Below are 17,414 nucleotides of genomic sequence, written 5' to 3'. Positions count from 1 at the left end.
TCAACCCTCCGCCGCCGCGCGGGCGGCGTCGATGGCGGCGATCTCGGCGCGGAACTGGCCGGCGACCTCGTTGGCATCGGCCAGCACCTTGGCCTGCTCCAGCGTTTCCACCGCGCGGTCGCGCATCAGCCAGCGACCGTCGACCATGACATCGCGCACATCGTCGGGCTTGGTGGCGAAGACGAGCACCGAATAGGGATCGTAGATCGGCTGCATACGGGGCGCCGAGATATCAACGCGGATCAGGTCCGCGCGCTTGCCGACTTCGAGCGAGCCGGTCACGGCATCCAGTCCGAGCACCCGCGCGCCTTCCACGGTCGCCATGCGGATCACCTCGCGGGTGGGCAGCGGCTTGCGGGAATGGCCGAGAACCTTGGCGAAGATCGAAACGACGCCGAACTGCGAGAAGAGATCTAGGGTATTGCCGCTCATCGGGCCGTCGGTGGCGATGCCCACCGGGATACCGGCGCGGCGCATGTCCTCGACCCGCGCCATGCCGCGCCCCGCCTTGCCGTTGGAGCGCGCGTTGTGGGCGACGCCGGTGCCAGTGCGGGTCAGCGTCTCGATATCGGCGTCATCGACCAGCAGGCAATGGGCCGCCACGGTGCCGGGCTTCAGGAGCCCCGCCGCGTCGCAGACGGCCGTCGTGCTCATGCCGTGGGTCTCGGCGGCCCAGGCGGCTTCCGGTTCGGTCTCGGCCAGATGGATCTGGATCACCGTTTCAGGGTTTGCTTCGTGCCAGTCGACGACACGTTCCAGCACAGCGCGGCCGGTGGAATAGGGCGCGTGGGGCGCGATGGAGGCAGTGACGCGCGGCAGGCCTTCGCAATGGGCCACCAGCGCGTCGCAGAGGGCGAAGCCTTCATCGAAGCTCGCATGATCGGGCGGGTCGAAATCGGCAAGGGTCTGGCCCACGACGCCGCGCATGCCCGAGTGGTGGAGGACGTCGGCCACTTCGGTCTCGTGGTAGTACATGTCGGCGACGCAGGTGACGCCGCCCATGATCATCTCCAACGCCGACAGGGTGGAGCCCGCGCGTACCATTTCGGGCGAAACGAACTTGCGCTCCAGCGGCAGCATGTATCGGAACAGGCGGTCGTCGACGTCTTCGCCAAGGCCCCGGAACAGCGACATGGCCATGTGGCAATGGGGGTTCACCATGCCCGGCATGACGATGTCCCCGCCCATGTCGCGGACCTCGGCCCCCGGCGCTTCGGGCGCAGCACCCTCTCCCATGGCGGCGATGGTGCCGTCCTCGACCAGCAGCCAGCCCCGTTGGTATTCGGTCATCGCGGCGTCCACCGCGATGATCCAGGCGTTGGTCAGGAGGGTCTTCATTCCGGCTGCAGGATCGCGCATTGGTCCGGGTTCGGCACCAGCGTCACCTTGGCACCCGGCTCGAAGGGCGTGGCCAGCGAGCTGTTGGCGAGCAGTTGCCCGCTGCCGGTCTGGCACTGGTACTGGTAGGCGCGGCCGAGGTAGGTGCGCAGGCCGAGCGTGGCGGGCAGGCCCTCGGCACCCTCGTCGTCGGTGACGGTCAGACCATCGGGCCGGGTGGCGAGGATGAAGGCATCGGGGATCGCACCCATGCGTTCCTGCGAAAGGGTCAGCGTGGCGCCATCCTCGGCGACGGCAGTGACCCTGTCGCCGTCGCGGGCCGTCACCTTCAGGTCGATCAGGTTCTCAAACCCCACGAAACGGGCGACGAAACTGTTGGCCGGGCGCTGGTAGAGCGTCTCGGGCGTGTCGAGCTGCATGATCCGGCCCTGGTTCATGATCGCAACGCGGTCGGAGATCGAGAAGGCCTCTTCCTGGTCGTGGGTCACGTAGAGCGCGGTGGTGCCGTTGGCACGCTGCAGCTCGCGGATCTCCACCCGCATGTCGACGCGCAGCTTGGCGTCGAGGTTGGAGAGCGGCTCGTCGAACATCAGGAGCGGCGGCTCGATAACCAGCGCGCGGGCAAGCGCCACGCGCTGCTTCTGGCCACCGGAGAGCTCTCCGGGCAGGCGATCGGCGAGGTGCGAGAGGCCCACGCGGTCGAGCATCTGCATGGCACGGGTGCGCTGCTCGGAGGAGGGCAGCCGGCGCTGTTTCAGGCCGAAGGCCACGTTCTGCATCACCGACAGATGCGGGAACAAGGCGTAGCTCTGGAACACGAGACCGATGTCCCGGCCATGGGCAGGCAACTTCGTCAGGTCAGTCTCGCCCAGGCGGATCGCGCCGCTGGTGGGCTGCATGAACCCGGCAACAAGCCGCAGGGTCGTGGTCTTGCCGCAACCCGAGGCACCCAAAAGCGAGACGAGCTCACCGTCGCCAACGTGAAGCGACAGGTCCTCCAGCACCTTGGTCTTGCCGTAGTGCGCCGTGATCTGGTCAATGGAAAGGGGCAGTGTCATTGATGCAAGTGCCTTCTATTTCGCCACGATGGTCAGGCCGAGCGTGCGCTCGACGATAACCATGACGATGATGGTCAGACCCATGAGCAGGACCGAGACGGAGGCGACCGTCGGGTCGAAGAACTGCTCGACATGGGCGAGGATCTGGATCGGAAGCGTGGAGATGCCCGGCCCGGTCAGGAACAGGGACACCGACACGTCGTTGATGGAGGTGATGAAAGCCAGGATGAAGGCCGCGATCACGCCGGACCGGATGTTCGGCAACACGATGGTGAAGAAGGACTTCACCGGATGGCTGCCAAGCGAGATCGCCGCCTCCTCGATGGAGAAGTCGAACGACGCCAGCGAGGCCGAGATCACCCGGACCACGTAGGGCAGTACCAGCAGCGTGTGGCCGATCAGCAGGGTAGCAAAGACCGGCGCGCCGAGGCCCACGTTGACCGAGCGCAGCAGCGAGAAGCCGATGACGATCTCGGGCACGAGGATCGGCAGCACGAAGAGCGTCGAGAGCCAGCCCGGCAGGTGAATGCGGTGCCGGTTCAGCGCGTAGGCCGCGGGAATGCCGATCAGTAGCGCGAAGAAGGTGCCGAGGAAGGCCACCTGCAGGGAGGTGACGATGGTGCGGCGGAAGGCCGAAATCTCCCAGATGTTCTCGAACCAGTGCAGCGTCAGCCCCTGGGGCGGGAAGGCGAGGAAGGTGGTGTCCGAGACCGAGGCCCCAAAGATGATGATCAGCGGGCCGAGCAGGAAGATGTAGACCAGAATGGTCATCAGGATCAGCAGCGGGTGGATGCGGTTTGTCATGTCAGGAGGCCATCGGGTTGAGGCGCTTGGCCAGCCGCGTCATCACGAGCACGGTGGTGACGATCACCACCACCATGATCGCCGCCACGGTCGAGGCGCTGGTCCAGTCGAAGGAAGTCATCGCGCGCTGGTGCAGGAAGGTGCCCATGGTCATCTGCCGGGTCCCGCCAAGCAGGTGCGGCGTCGCGTAGGAGGTGAAGCTGGCGGTGAAGACCAGCACGGCCCCCACGATCAGCCCCGGCGTGGCCAGCGGCAGGACCACCTGCACGAAGGTCCGGGTCGGCGAGGCGCCGAGCGATGCGGAGGCCTGCAAAAGATCGTCGGGGATGTTCTCGAGCACGCCGATCAGCACGAGGATCATCAGCGGAATGAAGATGTAGATCAGCGCCAGCACCACCGAGGTCTGGGTGTAGAGCAGCGACAACGGCCGCTCGATCACGCCGAGCCATTCGAGGCTGTTGTTCAGCACCCCGTTGCGGCCGAGGATGATCAGCCATGCGAAGGAGCGCACGACCACGCCGGTCAGAAGCGGGAAGACCGCCAGCACGATCAGCACCGACTTCATCCACGGCGCGCTGCGCGAGACGACATAGGCCGTCAGCAGCCCGAGGATCAGGGAGATCACCGTGGTGATCGCCGCGATCTCGAAGGTGCGCCACAGCACGGTGCGCTGGAAGCCGGAGGAGAAGAAATCCACGTAGGGCGCGAAGGTGCCGCCGGGCGCGGTGAAGGTAACCGAGATCGTGGCGGCAACCGGGATGATCAGGAACAGCGACACCGCGAGGGTCGCGGGGGACGACAGGATCCAGCCTGCGAGGGTTTTCATGGGAGGGTCTTCCGGGTGAAGGCAGCAAAAACCCCGGGGCGGTCGCCCGCCCCGGGTGTTGGTGAAAGGGTCGGCTTACATGCCGAAGATCTCGTTCCAGCGGTTGATCCACTCATCGAGGTTCGCGTTGAGCGGCACGTAGTCGATGCGGTTCAGGCTGGAGATCATCTCATCTCCGTAGGTCCACGGGGCGGCCTCTTCCTCGGTCAGATCGACGCCCGCGTTCACCGGCGCATCGACGCCACGCACGGCCAGCGTGTGCTGGATCTCTTCGGAGAGCACGAAGTTGAGAAACTGGTGTGCCAGCTCGACGTTCTCGGACCCGGTGGGGATGTTGATTGTGTTGAGCGTGGCGATGGCGCCATCCTCGAGATCGGCCCAGACGACGGAGGGCACGGCGGCCTGCAGGCGACCGAGCGCGAAGTCCTGCGCCATGGAGACGGTGATCTCGCCGGTGGAGAAGAGGTTAATCATCTCGGAGCCGGTGTTGTAGTTGGTCAGCACGTTGGGCTGCAGCTCGGCCACTTCGGCGAAGGCCGCGTCCGGGTCCTCGTAGGCGTCGACCCCGGCGCGGGCGCCGGCGCGCAGCACGACCATGGGGCCTGCCGTGGTGGTGATGCCCGGCAGCGAGATGGAGCCCTGAAGGTCCTCACGCCACAGGTCATCCCAGGACGTGATCGGCGATTCCACCTCGTCGGCGTTGTAGACGATGCCGACGCGACCGATGGAATAGGCCGGGCCGTATTCGCCCTGCGGGGCCTGTGCGAGGTCATAGAGCTCGTCGATGTTGGGCACCTGCGCGCGGTCGATCGGCTGGAACAGGCCAAGCTCGATGCCGAGCTGCGAGAAGCGGTCGGTCAGGTAGATCACGTCCACCCCTTCGCCACCGCGCAACTGCAGGCGGCTCAGGCGGTCGGAGTTGTTGCCGGTCTCGAAGATGACCTCGCAGTCGCACATCTCCTGGAACGGCTCGATGATGATCTCTTGCAGCGCGTCGCCGTTGAAGCCCCACCACGACACCGTGAAGGTGCGGTCCTGCGCCAGTGCGGGCGATGCCGCCAGAAGCGCCGCGGAGGATACCGCCGCGATGCGCGAAATGTTCAGTTTTTTCATTTTGTGATCCCCGTGAATTGGAGCGCCTCCAGTAGCGCTCTGCCAGTAACAGACATTTGAGAAGCGTATTGGGCAGGGTTAACGGACGCAAGGTCATCGCGTTGTGCTCGCCCTTCTCGTTCCTTCAAGTGCCTGAATTTCATTCAATTATCTTTCTTGCAGACTACCAGACGACAGGATGTGTCTGGCCGGTCGAAACATTCACGAATCCGTCGGGTGCGCGGTCGGACGGCGCCACCAGCACCCACCGCCACGGCGCGCAGGTGAGCGTCGCGAAGGCGAGGCGTTCGGGGAAGCCGGGGAACCAGCGCGGGCTGAACGTCGGCTCGTACATCCAGTCGATCTTCTCGCCCTCGGCGTAGAGGTTCTGCATCTCGGCATCGAGCTCCTCGGGCGCGCGGCAGGTCATCAACCCGCCGACTTCATAGCGCACGGTGGCGACCAGTTCGCCCTCGCGCACGAGCGCCCACCCGCCCTGGGTTTCGCGCAGCGCGTTGACCGCCTGCGCCATCGCCGCATCGGAGGAACCGACGACCCAGATGTTGTGCTTGTCGTGTCCCATCGAGCAGGCCAGCGCCGTCTCGGGCGAGCGCGGCCCGGTGCCGAGCCAGAACATGGCCGAGGTCTTCCCCTCGCCCGAGAAGCGGTCGACGATGGCGAACTTCGTGACGTTCCGCTCCGCGTCGCGCTGAACGAGGCCATCCGCGACGGGCAGCTCCATCTCGATGAAGTCGTCGTCCCAGTGGAAGGGGCGCAGCAGCGCCGCCTGCATGGTCTGCCGGCCCTCTGCCGCCGCGATGGCGAAATCTTCTGCCGTCATCTCACGCGCGATGTTCACCGTCTGCGTGGCCCAGTCCGGCCAGTCGATCTTCGGCACCGGCTTCACGTAGGCGCCGCCCTCCGCCACCAGATCGCCATCGGCCCAGACCTTGGCGATGGAGAGGCTTTGCAGATCATCCAGCAGCACCACGTCCGCGAAGCGGCCGGGCGCAATGGAGCCGACCCAGGGCGTCAGGCGCATGTGGCGTGCGGGGTTGATGGTGACCATCTGGATCGCGATTTCGGGCACGAGGCCCGCCTCGATGGCGAGGCGCACGTTGTGATCGGTAGCACCCATCTTCAGCGTGTCGGAACAGGAGCGGTCGTCGGTGGTCAGGGCAAATTGGCTCCAATCGGTCAGCCCGGCCTCCAAGAGGCCCGCGACCATCTCGGGCAGCGAATGGGGGCGCAGCTCCATGAAGAGGCCCCGGCGCAGCTTGTCGAGCACCTCTTCCGTGGTCCAGGCCTCGTGGTCGGAGGCGAGGCCAGCGGCAGCGAAGGCGTTGATCGTGGGCAGTTCCCGGATGCCGGCGGCATGGCCCTCGACCACGCCGCGCTTCTCAAAGGTCGCCTCGATCATGCCCCAGAGCCGATTGTAGGAGGGGTTTTCCGGGTTCCAGACAGCCGGCCAATCCATCACCTCGTCAAGGCCCGCAACCATCAGGTGCTCGGCCATGAAGTCGCGCTGCTCGTCGTAGCCGAAATGCCCCCCGCCCCACTCGTAGGCGGTGGGCGGCACGGCGGAGCCGGGCAGCGGGAAGATCTTCTGCGGGCTGCCCTCCAGCCGTGCCTTGAACCAGAACTCGAGGTTGCGCGGGCCGTTGACGTTGGAGAACTCGTGGCTCGCCTCGCAGGTCCAGGTGTTGCCGTGGGGCAGGACCAGCGCGGCCTCCCATTCCGGCGTGACGTGGGAGGATTCGATGTGCTTGTGCACCTCGCCGAAGCCCGGCACCGCCATCAGGTCGGGCTCATGCACCTCGCGCGTCACCGTGCCCGCGTAGCTGCCTGCCGGGCCCGCATGGGCGATGCGGCGGCCGACCATGACGATCTCCTGATCGTCGAGCCACATGCGCGAGTGGACGTCCAGCAGCCGCCCCACCCGCAGCCGCGTGTCGGCGGGCTCCTGCCCGAGGGCCACGCGCACGAGGCGCTGGCGGATCTTCACCTCGTCGGCGGCGCTGATCAGGGCATCGGCGGGGTGGTCCTGCTCCGTCATCACGCCGCGCCCTCCGGGGCCTTGCAGGATATCGACGCCTCATAGATCGCCGCGACGCGGTCCGTGTCGGCCTCTTCCAGCAGGGTGATCTTCGGCGTTCCAAGGCGGCCCGAGGGGTCGACCACGGTCATGCCACGGGTGATGCCGGGGGCGAGCGCCACGTCGACCGAGGCCGAAAGTGTCTTGGTCGCGAGGGACGGGTCGATCACGCAGGCGGCGGCGAGCGGGTCGACGAAGCGGAAGTAATCCTTGCCGGTGTAGCCTTGGCTGACCGCGCGCGCGTGTTTCACCAGCGCGGCGGAGAAAGGTTTCGTCGCCGTCTCGGGCGCGTCGGCCAGCATTTGGTCGACCGTCTCGCCGCTGATGCGGTGGTCGGTGCAGACCTCCCACGGGACCAGAAGCGTCTCGATCTCGGCGGCGAAGACGATGGCGGCGGCCTCGGGGTCGGAATAGATGTTGAATTCCGCCGCCGGGGTCACGTTGCCGCGCCCGTGGATCGAGCCGCCCATGATGGTGAGCTGGCCGATCCCCTCGACGCAGTCGGGCGCCACGCGCAGGGCGAGGGCGAGGTTGGTGAGAGGCCCGATCATCAGCAGGTCGACCTTGTCGCCTGCCCGCGCGGCCTGACGCAGCTCTTCGATCAGGAGGCCGACGCCATCACGGCTCACGGGTTCCGGGATTTCAGCGGGTCGCGGCGCGCCACCGAGGCCGTCCGCGCCGTGGATCTCGGTGGCATCGACGTAGGGCTGGATCAGCGGCCGGTCGGCCCCGAGGTGGACTGGCACATCCCCCTGCCCCGCAGCAGAGAGCACCGTGAGGATATTGCGCGTTGCCTGCTCCAACCCGACGTTGCCGAAAACCGTGAGGATCACGTCCGGCGTCCGGCCCGCTGCGATCAGCATCAGAAGGGCCTGCGCGTCGTCCACGCCGCCGTCGGTGTCTAGGATGAGCCTGCGCTGCATGGGGGTCCCCGTCTTGAGCCTTGGAAAGATCGGGCCCTGTGTCCGGGCCCGATCCGTTAATTTCACAATCTTTCGCGCCGCACCAGCGGCGGTGGCTCAGCCCTCAGGCGTCCAGATCGTGCGCGGCAGGGAGGAGAGGACATCGGGGCCCACCGCCGTGGCCAGCACGATATCCTCCAGCCGCACGCCGAACTGGCCGGGCAGGTAGATCCCCGGCTCGATCGAGAAGACATTGCCGGCGAGCATCTCGGTCTCGGAGGTGGCGGTGATGTAGGGCGGCTCGTGCACGTCGATGCCGAGGCCGTGGCCGGTGCGGTGGACGAAGTATTCACCATAGCCTGCCGCCTCGATCACGCCACGCGCGGCGGCGTCGATCTCGCGTGCCAGCACGCCGGGGCGCACGACATCCATGGCGGCCTGCACGGCTTCCTCCACGACTTGCGTGACCTTCCGGAACTCGTCCGTGGGGGCATCGCCAAACCAGCCGCAGCGGGTCATGTCGCTCGGGTAGCCCTTGTAGCGGCAGCCGGTGTCGATCAGCACGGCCATGTTGTCCTCTAGCACGCTGTCGCCGGTGTGGTGATGGGGGAAGGCGCCGTTTTCGCCGAATCCGATGATGGTGAACTCGGGCTTGGCGCCGTGGGCCTTGTAGTAATCGTGGATGATCGTCTGCACGTCGCGCTCGGACATGCCGGCGCGCAGGCTGTCGAAGGCCAGCGTCACGGCGGCATCGTTGAGATGGGCGCAGGCACGCAGGGCATCGACCTCGGCGGCATCCTTCATGGCGCGCAGATGGCCGAGGGTGTCGGTGGAGAACCCGCGCTTGGGGCTGTCCATCGCGTCGAGCAGGAGCAGTGCGAAATCGGCGCGCATGGCCTCGTCGATGGCGACGCTCTGGCCCGCTGCGGTCGCGCCGCAGGCATCCAGCAGGCGGTCGAGCGCGGCGGCGGGGCCTTCTTCGTCGGACCATGTCTCGAACGGCAGGTCTGTCACCTGCCGCACGGCGTTGGCGTTGAGGGCGGGCATCAGGAAAGCGGCGTGCTTCTGGCTCACCAGCAGCATCACGGGACGCTCATCACCATGGGGATCCGCGCCGGACAGCCATGTCATGTGGCTGGTGGGGCCGAGCGCGACGAGGTCCGTGCCGGTTTCGGTCATACGGTCGCGCAGGCGGGCGAGGCGGTCTTTGTAAATATCCATGAAGGTGCTTTCCGGACGTAGAATTGGAAATGAAAATCGCCGGCCCCACGCGAGGGCCGGCGACATTGTTGAAGTTGGATCAGCTCTTGTCGACGAGGCGGTAGAACACGAAGTCCGAGGTCGCGCCGTTGACGTAGCCCGAGACGTTCGCCGCCATGCCGACCTGGTAGGAGGCCTGGAACATGATCACGATGGGCGAGTTCTCCTGCACCCGGCGCTGCAGCTCGAGATACATCTCTTCGCGGGCGGCCGGATCGGCTTCGGTCAGGGCTGCGCGGGTCATCTCGTTCAGCTCTTCCGGAACCGCCCAGGAGTTCCGCCAGGTTGTCGTGGCGGTGTAGGTTTCCTGACGGTTGTCGGAGTTGTATGCGAAGGCCTTGGCGTTGGAGTGGGGGTCCATGAAGTCGGGGCCCCAGTAGAGCAGCATCGCCTCGTGGCTGCGATCGCGGTAGCGCGTGATCACCTGGCTGCCGGTGCCGGGCAGGATCTCGAACTCGATGCCCGCTTCCGCGAAGGAGGCCTGCAGCGATTGCGCCATGTCGGTGAAGGGAGCCGAGTTGATCACGTCGAGGGTGACGGTGATCGGCAGTTCGACGCCCGCATCCTCGAGGATCTGCGCAGCCCGCTCGGGGTCGTAGCTGTAGGGCGTGTCGGTCAGCGCGCCGGGGAAACCTTCGGGCCAGAACGCCTGATGGACTTCCATCTGGCCGGCGATGATCGAGTTGGTCATGCCCTCGTAATCCACGAGGTAGCGCGCGGCTTCCCAGACGGCCGGATCGGTCAGGCTCTCGACGTTCTGGTTGAACGACAGGAAATGGACGGCGGCCTGCGGGAAGGTGTCGATCTGCAGCGACTCCCCGTCGAGCGCGGCGATCTGGTCCGGCGTCAGGTTGCGGGCGATGTCCACGTCACCGGCTTCCAGCAACAGCTGCTGCGTGGCGCTTTCGGCCACGTGACGGATGATGACACCGTCGATGGCAGGGGCGCCGTTGAAGTAGTCGGGGTTGGCATCCATGCGGATCAGCTCGGCCGCGCGGAAGGTGTTGAGAGAGAACGGGCCGGTGCCGGCGGTGTTGGCGTTCAGCCATTCGTTGCCCATGTCGCCGTCGACCTCGTTGGCCATGACGGTTTCCATGTCGACGATGGAGGCCGGGCGCGCGGCCAGGACGTTCATCACGAAGGCAGGAGAGAAGTCGCCGTCGTAGCGCACCGTGACGGTGTTGCCCTCGGCGGTGACCATTTCCTCGACGTTCTCGGGCGTCCAGCCGAGCTGCGTGAGGATGAAGGCCGGCGTCAGGTTCAGTTGCACGACGCGGGCGAAGGAGCCCACGACATCCTCGCCGCGCAGCGGGTTGCCGGAGTGGAAAGTCACGCCGTCACGCAGGGTGAAGACGATGGTCTTGGCTTCGGCGTCGATCTCCCAGGACTCGGCGAGACCGGGGGCCAGAACCGTGGTGTCCTCGGCATCGTATTGCACGAGGCGGTCGTAGGTGTTGGTGACCAGCTCGCCCGAGGTGAACTCGTAGGCCTGGGCCGGGTCGATCGCGACGATGTCGTCGATGTTCTGGGCCACGACGAGGATATCGGGCGGCGTATCGGCAAGCGCCGCGGGCGTGGCCAGCGGCAGGGCCAGCATCGCCGACAGAAGGGCGGGTTTCAGCAGTCTCATGGGGTCAATCTCCGTGCTGGTTTCAGGTTAGCCATTTGTATTGGCCGGGTTTATCTCGGGCAGTTTCACCGCGCCCTTGCGTTGCAGCACCGAGAGGGTGCCGGTCCACAGGATGCGCGTGGTCGCGTCGGTCTCGTTGGACCATGAATGGGGGGTTGAGCCGGAATAATGCAGGCTGTCCCCCTGTTGCAGAATGAAGCTCTGACCGCCGAGGGTCTGGGTGATCTCTCCGTCGAGCAGGAAGATGATCTCTTCGCCCTCGTGGTGCACTTCTTCGGAGGCATAGCCGGGAGGCACGTGGAGAATGTAGCACGACAGCTCTGCCCCCGGAAAATCGGCGCTCACCGCCTCGTACTGGATCGAGGAGCCGTCGATGGAGAACTGCGGCCGCGCGCCGGCGCGTGACAGGCTGTCAGAGGGCTTGGGCGTGGTGATGAAATACTCCAGCCCGACCGAGAGCCCCTGCGCGATCTGCGCAAGCGTGCCGAGCGACGGGGTCGCCTGCCCCCGCTCCACCTGGCTGAGGTATCCGACCGACAGACCGGCCGAATCGCAGAGCGCCTGAAGCGTCAGGCCGAGCTGTTTGCGACGCTTGCGGATCAACGCGCCAAGGACGGGATCATTGGTTGTCTTAGGTCGCGCCATGTCCCCTCCCCCGGCTTGCAGCAATCATCATAATTTTTTTGATCTAAGCAAAACTATTTGCCAAATCCAAGCAAAATGTTGCATCACGACCCCAAGAAGACGGCGTGGCGCTTGGTCCACGTTCGTCGAAGGGACACCGAAATCGATGGCATTCCAAGACATCAGATCAGGCGTTATCGGCGGCACCGCCATCGGGATATTGCGGTTCATCATCGTTGTGGCGCTGACCTTTCTGGGCCTTCTGGCGCTGACGTTTTTCATCGGCCGCGTGGTGCCGATCGACCCGGTCCTTTCCGTCGTGGGCGACCGCGCGACGCCCGAGCAATATGAAGTGGCGCGCGTGGCCATGGGTCTCGACCGGCCGCTGATCGTGCAATTCGTGAGCTACGTCGCCGACGTGCTGCGATTCGACCTCGGGATGTCGACCTCCACCAACCGTCCCGTCGCCGAGGACCTTGCCCGCGTCTTCCCCGCGACGATGGAGATGGCGAGCCTCGGCATCCTGATCGGCGTCGGACTGGGTGTGCCGGCGGGCGTTCTCGCCGCCGCGTGGCAGGGCAGTTGGGTGGACCAGGTGATCCGCGTCTTCGCACTTCTGGGCTACTCGGTGCCCGCCTTCTGGCTTGGCCTCGTGGGGCTCGCGGTCTTCTACGCGTGGCTCGGATGGGTCGAGGGGCCGGGGCGCGTGAGCATCTATTATGACGGGATCACGCCGGTGGTGACGGGCCTGCTGACGGTCGACGCGCTGATCGAGGGCGATTGGGACGTGTTCAAATCCGCCTGGTCCCACATCATCCTGCCCGCCGCGATCCTCGGGGTCTTCTCGCTGGCCTATATCGCGCGGATGACGCGGTCGTTCATGCTCGACCAGTTGAACCAGGAATATGTCACCACCGCCCGGGTGAAAGGCGTGCCGGAGTGGCGGGTGATCTGGGTTCATGCCTTCGGCGCGATCCGTGTGCCGCTGATCACCGTCATCGGATTGAGCTACGCGGGCCTGCTGGAAGGCTCGGTGATGATCGAGACGGTCTTCTCCTGGCCCGGCATCGGCAACTACCTGACCACCGCGCTTTTCAACGCCGACATGAACGCCGTGCTCGGCGCGACGCTGGTGATCGGCGCGGTCTTCATCATCATCAACAAGGTGTCGGACGTGCTCTACCGCGTCCTCGACCCCCGCAGCCGCGAAGGGAGCCGCTGACATGCGCGCCTGGCTTCTCGACGACAGCCCCGCCTCCCGCTTCCAGGCGGCCTCGGGGCGGGCCTATCGCATCACGCTGGACCTGCTGCGCAACCCGCTGGCGGTAACCGGCGCGCTGATCATCGCGGCGTTGATCCTGACGGCGATCTTCGCCGACACCATCGCGCCCGAAGGGCCCGGCGGGCAGTTCCTCGACCAACGGCTCGAGCCGCCCTCGGCCGAGCATTGGTTCGGCACCGACCAGTTGGGCCGCGATATCTTCGCCCGCGTCGTGCACGGCGCGCAGATCACGCTGCAGATCGTGGCGCTGGTGGCGATTATCTCGGCGCCACTCGGCCTCGTGCTCGGGGCGATCTCGGGCTATTTCGGCGGCTGGATCGACCGGGGCATCATGGGGGTCACCGACGTGTTCCTCTCGATGCCGAAGCTGGTGCTGGCGCTGGCCTTCGCCGCCGCCCTCGGGCCTGGGATCGAGAACGCGATCATCGCCATCGCGATCACCACATGGCCCGCCTACGCGCGGATCGCCCGGGCCGAGACCCTGACGCTGCGCAACTCGGAATTCGTGGCCGCCGCGCGGCTGCTCGGTGCTTCGCATACGCGGATCATCACCCGCCACGTGCTGCCGCTCTGCACCTCCTCGATGATCGTGCGTGTCACCCTCGACATGGCGGGGATCATCCTGACGGCGGCGGGCCTCGGCTTCCTCGGGCTTGGCGCGCAGCCGCCGCAGCCGGAGTGGGGCGCGATGATCTCGGGCGGGCGTTCGTTCATCTACGACCAGTGGTGGGTCTCCACCTTCCCCGGATTTGCCATCATCCTCGTGTCGCTCGGCTTCTGTTTCCTCGGAGACGGCCTGCGCGACGTGCTGGACCCGAAATCGGAGCGCAAGGGATGAGCCTTCTTTCAGTCGAGAACCTTTCCGTCAGCTTCCCTACCCCGAAGGGCCGGGTGAACGTGGTCGACGGCGTCTCTTTCGACCTCGGCCGCGAGCGGCTCGGCATCGTGGGGGAAAGCGGCTCGGGCAAGTCGATGACCGGCCGCGCGATCCTGCGGCTGATCCGGCGGCCCGGTGAAGTCACCGGCAAGATCACTTTCGAGGGAGAGGACCTCGGCGCCCTGTCCGAGCGGCAGATGCGCCAGATGCGGGGCGCGAAGATCTCGATGATCATGCAGGATCCGCGGTATTCGCTGAACCCGGTGATGACCATCGGTGCGCAGATCGCCGAGGCGCTGCGCACCCACGAGCGTCTGCCCCGCGCGGAGATCAAGGCCCGCGTCCGCGAGATGCTGGAGGCGGTGCGGATCAACGACCCCGACCGCGTCGCGCGGATGTATGCCCACGAGCTGTCGGGCGGCATGGGCCAGCGGGTGATGATCGCCATGATGCTGATCCCGCGCCCGCGCCTGCTGATCGCCGACGAGCCCACCAGCGCGCTCGACGTCAGCGTGCAGGGCGACGTGCTGGCGCTGATCAACGATCTGGTCGGCGGCAGCGCCATCAACCCCGAGGGCATGGGGCTGATCCTGATCAGCCACGACCTGCCGCTGGTGGCGCGCTACTGCGACCGCATTTTGGTGATGAACTCGGGCCGCGTGGTCGAAACCTGCGCCGCCAAGGACCTGCACAAGGCCACCCATCCCTATACCCGCGGGCTGCTCGCCGCCGTGCCGAAGATGCACGAAACCCGCGAGACCCTGCCCGTGATGGAGCGCACCACATGACCGCCCCGGCCATCTCCCTCGAGAACCTCGACATCGCCTACGACGGGCTGCGCGTCGTCAAGGGCGTGACCTTCGACGTGGCGCCGGACGAGAGCTTCGCGCTGGTGGGTGAAAGCGGCTCGGGCAAGTCGACGGTGCTCAAGGCGCTCTGCGGATTGGCACCCGAGTGGACCGGCAAGATGGAGGTGCTCGGCCAGCCCGGCCCGCATCGGCCCGACCGCGCGCTGGCGCAGCGCTGCCAGATGGTGTTCCAGGACCCCTACGGCTCGCTGCATCCGCGCAAGACGGTGGACACGGTCCTCTCCGAGCCGCTTTCGATCCACGGCATCGGCGACAAGGACGCGCGGGTGCAGCAGGTGCTCGAGGACGTGGGTCTCGATGCCCGCTTCCGGTTCCGCTACCCGCACCAGATGTCCGGCGGCCAGCGCCAGCGCGTGGCCATCGCCCGCGCCCTGATGCTGGAGCCCGAGGTGATGCTGCTCGACGAGCCGACCAGCGCGCTCGACGTGTCGGTGCAGGCCGAGATTCTCAACCTACTCAAGCGCCTGCGCGCCGAGCGTGGGCTGACCTACCTGATGGTGACCCACAACCTGCCCGTCGTCAGCTTCATGTGCGACCGCATGGCAGTGATGAACAAGGGCGAGATCGTCGAGATCGCCCCCGCCACGGCGCTGCACGACGGCAGCTTCTCGGACCCCTACACGCAGAAGCTCTACGCCGCGAGCGGCGGCAACGAAGACCAATAAAAAGGAGACGACCGATGACGCAGGCAGAAACCGCGCGGGCAGAATTCGACACGGCGCTGGACGCCGCCACGACCGAGGATCAGGTCTTCGACGCGCTCTACGCGCTCAGCGACGCGCTGGTGCCGGTGCGGCTCTGGACCGTGATGACCGTCGACATGGAGGCCGGCGTCGCGCGCCGCGCCTATACCAACATGCCCGAGGCCTACCCCGCCTCCGGCACCAAGCCGATCACCCGCAACGCATGGTTCGAGATCGTCCACGACCGCCACGAATGCTTCGTCGCCAATACGCTGGATGAGATCGCGCAGGTCTTCCCGGACTTCGAGCTGATCGGCTCGCTCGGCTGCGGCTCGGTCCTGAACCTGCCGGTGATCGACGGCGGTGAGTTGGTGGCCACGGTGAACCTGCTCGACGCCGAGGGCCATTTCACGACGGACCGCGTGGCGCGCTGCCGCGAGGTGCTGACCGAGCCCGCCCTGCGCGCCATGCGCAAGGCGCGGGCGTTGCAGCAGGGCTGATCGCGCCGCGCTCAGCGGGCGGGGGCGGCCTCGGCTACCACAGTCATGATCCGGGCGTGCGGCAGGGCGATCAGAAGCATCGCGACACCCGAGGCGGCCAGCACCACGAAGGCGCTGCCGCTCCACCCTCCCGCCAGTTGCACGGCGAGCCCGCCGAGCACCGGGCCAAGCAGTTGGCCCACGCCCGCATATTGATAAATGACCCCCGCGGTCAGCGACGATCCGCGGCGCGATTGGGCGGTGAGTTGCGGGATCAGTGCCCAGATGACGCCCGGCACCACGCCCGCGACGGCGGTGAAGGTGCAGCCGGCGGCGATCCTGAGGGCTGGCGCGAAAAGGTCGGTCAGGAAGGTCGCGCCCGAGACCCCCATGACGACAAAGCCGAAGCGCAGCAGAAGCCGCGCGCTGACGCCGCGCGACAGCAGGAATGATCCGACGAGGTTGCCGGGAATGACGAGAAGGGCCGAAGCGCCGCCCAGAAGAGTCGCGTTGGTGATGGACATCGACAGCGTCTCGACCGCCACGCTCGGCAGGAAGCCCTGCACCGTGAGGTAGGAGGCCGAGAAAAGCGCAAAGACGCCGCCGTAGATCTGCACCGTCGCGCCGGGCATGTGCCGGAGCAGGCGCTGGACGGCGCCCGATGCGCTTTCGACCGGCTCCGGGGCACGGGCGGCGGCAGGGAGGGGCGCGTGGGTCCTGACCAGCACGAACAGCGCGGCGAGCGACAGCAGGGGCAGTACGCCACAGGCAATGTAGAGCCCGCGCCATCCCCATTGATCCAGCATCACTACGGAGAGGCCCATCGCCAAGGCCACACCCAAAGGCAGCCACGCCGACCAGAATCCCATCGCCATGACCCGCGCGCGTCCGATGCTGTAGCTCTGGATCAGCGCGGGCATGGCCACGACAACAAGCGGCATCCCCACAGCCTCCAGCAGGCGGGCGAAGATGAACGGGGTCCATGTGCCGGCTAAGGGGCCGAGCAGGCTTCCCAGGGCGAGCAGCGCCAATCCGACGACACCGGCGCGCAACCCGCCGATGCGGGTTGTCATCAAGCCAAGGACCGCGCCGAAGATCGCAGCACCGAGGCTTGCGAGGGCGAGATACCAAGAGGCCGCCGCAACGCCCGCGTCAAACTCCGCGCGCAAAAGCGGCAGGGCTGCGCTCGCCTTGCCGATCTGCAAGGCCGCCGCGACCCCGGCGGCGCAGGCGGCCGAGACCACCAGCCAATTGGTGCGGTCCGGGTTGGATCGGGATTCAGGGTGGCTCATCTGCCCTCCAAATTCGGCCTGCAAGGGTACAACTGCGCCCTTGGGCCGAAGCTCCAGTGTCAAGGTCATGGCCGAAGCGGCGGCGTGCCTCGCCCCAACGGCCACGGCGCCGGGCAATGGGATCGTCCGCGCGCAAATAATATGTACACTATTGTTTTGCCGGGGTTCGCGGCAAGCCGCAAGCGCCTCGCTGCCGCCCGCGCAGGCAATCGGGTTGCCGCGCGGGGGCGGTGTTTTTTGCGCTCGGGATTTGCTACCCCTTGAAAAGCTCCGGAAAAAACCGGAGCTTTGTGGGCGCAAAAA

The 17,414-nt window shown here is 66.5% G+C and carries 16 protein-coding genes; 5 read left to right on the top strand and 11 right to left on the bottom strand.

Features of this window, described 5'->3' with window-relative positions:
• The 10 genes from KYE46_RS04985 to KYE46_RS04940 all read right to left on the bottom strand — a co-directional run bounded on the left by KYE46_RS04985 (window position 1) and on the right by KYE46_RS04940 (window position 11,650).
• Window positions 1-1,338 (bottom strand): amidohydrolase family protein, encoded by a 1,338-nt coding sequence (locus KYE46_RS04985; RefSeq protein ID WP_219003895.1) that lies wholly within the window; start codon window positions 1,336-1,338, stop codon window positions 1-3.
• On the bottom strand, window positions 1,335-2,396 hold the full coding sequence (locus KYE46_RS04980; protein ID WP_219003894.1) for an ABC transporter ATP-binding protein: 1,062 nt from the start codon (window positions 2,394-2,396) through the stop codon (window positions 1,335-1,337). Before KYE46_RS04980 ends, KYE46_RS04985 begins: the two co-directional genes overlap by 4 nt.
• Window positions 2,397-2,411: 15 nt before the next feature.
• Window positions 2,412-3,200: an ABC transporter permease gene (locus KYE46_RS04975; RefSeq protein WP_219003893.1), complete on the bottom strand. Its 789-nt coding sequence runs from the start codon at window positions 3,198-3,200 to the stop codon at window positions 2,412-2,414.
• Window position 3,201: 1 nt separating this feature from the next.
• On the bottom strand, window positions 3,202-4,026 hold the full coding sequence (locus KYE46_RS04970; protein ID WP_219003892.1) for an ABC transporter permease: 825 nt from the start codon (window positions 4,024-4,026) through the stop codon (window positions 3,202-3,204).
• A gap of 75 nt (window positions 4,027-4,101) precedes the next feature.
• Entirely contained in the window at window positions 4,102-5,139 is a 1,038-nt protein-coding gene (locus KYE46_RS04965) for an ABC transporter substrate-binding protein (protein ID WP_219003891.1), read from the bottom strand.
• A 163-nt stretch (window positions 5,140-5,302) separates the two neighbouring features.
• Window positions 5,303-7,174, bottom strand: coding sequence for an adenine deaminase (locus KYE46_RS04960; protein WP_219003889.1), 1,872 nt, complete (start codon window positions 7,172-7,174; stop codon window positions 5,303-5,305).
• Complete coding sequence (locus tag KYE46_RS04955) at window positions 7,174-8,136, bottom strand: nucleoside hydrolase (protein WP_219003888.1); 963 nt, start codon at window positions 8,134-8,136, stop codon at window positions 7,174-7,176. Before KYE46_RS04955 ends, KYE46_RS04960 begins: the two co-directional genes overlap by 1 nt.
• 96 nt (window positions 8,137-8,232) lie before the next feature.
• Complete coding sequence (locus KYE46_RS04950) at window positions 8,233-9,336, bottom strand: M24 family metallopeptidase (protein ID WP_219003886.1); 1,104 nt, start codon at window positions 9,334-9,336, stop codon at window positions 8,233-8,235.
• A 79-nt stretch (window positions 9,337-9,415) separates the two neighbouring features.
• The gene (locus KYE46_RS04945; protein WP_219003884.1) at window positions 9,416-11,005 is read right to left on the bottom strand and encodes an ABC transporter substrate-binding protein; all 1,590 of its coding nucleotides are present in this window, start codon (window positions 11,003-11,005) and stop codon (window positions 9,416-9,418) included.
• A 27-nt stretch (window positions 11,006-11,032) separates the two neighbouring features.
• Window positions 11,033-11,650 (bottom strand): helix-turn-helix domain-containing protein, encoded by a 618-nt coding sequence (locus KYE46_RS04940; RefSeq protein WP_219003882.1) that lies wholly within the window; start codon window positions 11,648-11,650, stop codon window positions 11,033-11,035.
• A 145-nt stretch (window positions 11,651-11,795) separates the two neighbouring features.
• On the opposite strand from KYE46_RS04940, the gene KYE46_RS04935 reads away from it, so the two are divergent.
• From KYE46_RS04935 to KYE46_RS04915, 5 genes are read left to right on the top strand one after another with little or no spacing between them, the layout of a single operon-like run.
• Entirely contained in the window at window positions 11,796-12,851 is a 1,056-nt protein-coding gene (locus KYE46_RS04935; RefSeq protein ID WP_219003881.1) for an ABC transporter permease, read from the top strand.
• 1 nt (window position 12,852) lies between these two features.
• Window positions 12,853-13,749 (top strand): ABC transporter permease, encoded by an 897-nt coding sequence (locus KYE46_RS04930; protein ID WP_219003880.1) that lies wholly within the window; start codon window positions 12,853-12,855, stop codon window positions 13,747-13,749.
• The gene (locus tag KYE46_RS04925) at window positions 13,746-14,576 is read left to right on the top strand and encodes an ABC transporter ATP-binding protein (RefSeq protein WP_219003879.1); all 831 of its coding nucleotides are present in this window, start codon (window positions 13,746-13,748) and stop codon (window positions 14,574-14,576) included. Before KYE46_RS04930 ends, KYE46_RS04925 begins: the two co-directional genes overlap by 4 nt.
• On the top strand, window positions 14,573-15,322 hold the full coding sequence (locus tag KYE46_RS04920) for an ABC transporter ATP-binding protein (RefSeq protein WP_219003878.1): 750 nt from the start codon (window positions 14,573-14,575) through the stop codon (window positions 15,320-15,322). Before KYE46_RS04925 ends, KYE46_RS04920 begins: the two co-directional genes overlap by 4 nt.
• 14 nt (window positions 15,323-15,336) lie before the next feature.
• Window positions 15,337-15,840, top strand: a complete 504-nt coding sequence (locus KYE46_RS04915; protein ID WP_219003877.1) for a GAF domain-containing protein — start codon at window positions 15,337-15,339, stop codon at window positions 15,838-15,840.
• Window positions 15,841-15,851: 11 nt separating this feature from the next.
• On the opposite strand, the gene KYE46_RS04910 is transcribed toward KYE46_RS04915, so the two are convergent.
• Window positions 15,852-17,111, bottom strand: a complete 1,260-nt coding sequence (locus tag KYE46_RS04910; RefSeq protein WP_219003876.1) for an MFS transporter — start codon at window positions 17,109-17,111, stop codon at window positions 15,852-15,854.
• Window positions 17,112-17,414 lie beyond the last annotated feature (303 nt).

Source organism: Gymnodinialimonas ceratoperidinii, from assembly GCF_019297855.1.
Taxonomy (GTDB): Bacteria; Pseudomonadota; Alphaproteobacteria; order Rhodobacterales; family Rhodobacteraceae; genus Gymnodinialimonas; species Gymnodinialimonas ceratoperidinii.
The sequence above is the reverse complement of the archived record's forward strand: the minus strand, read 5'-3'. Positions and strand labels throughout refer to the sequence as shown.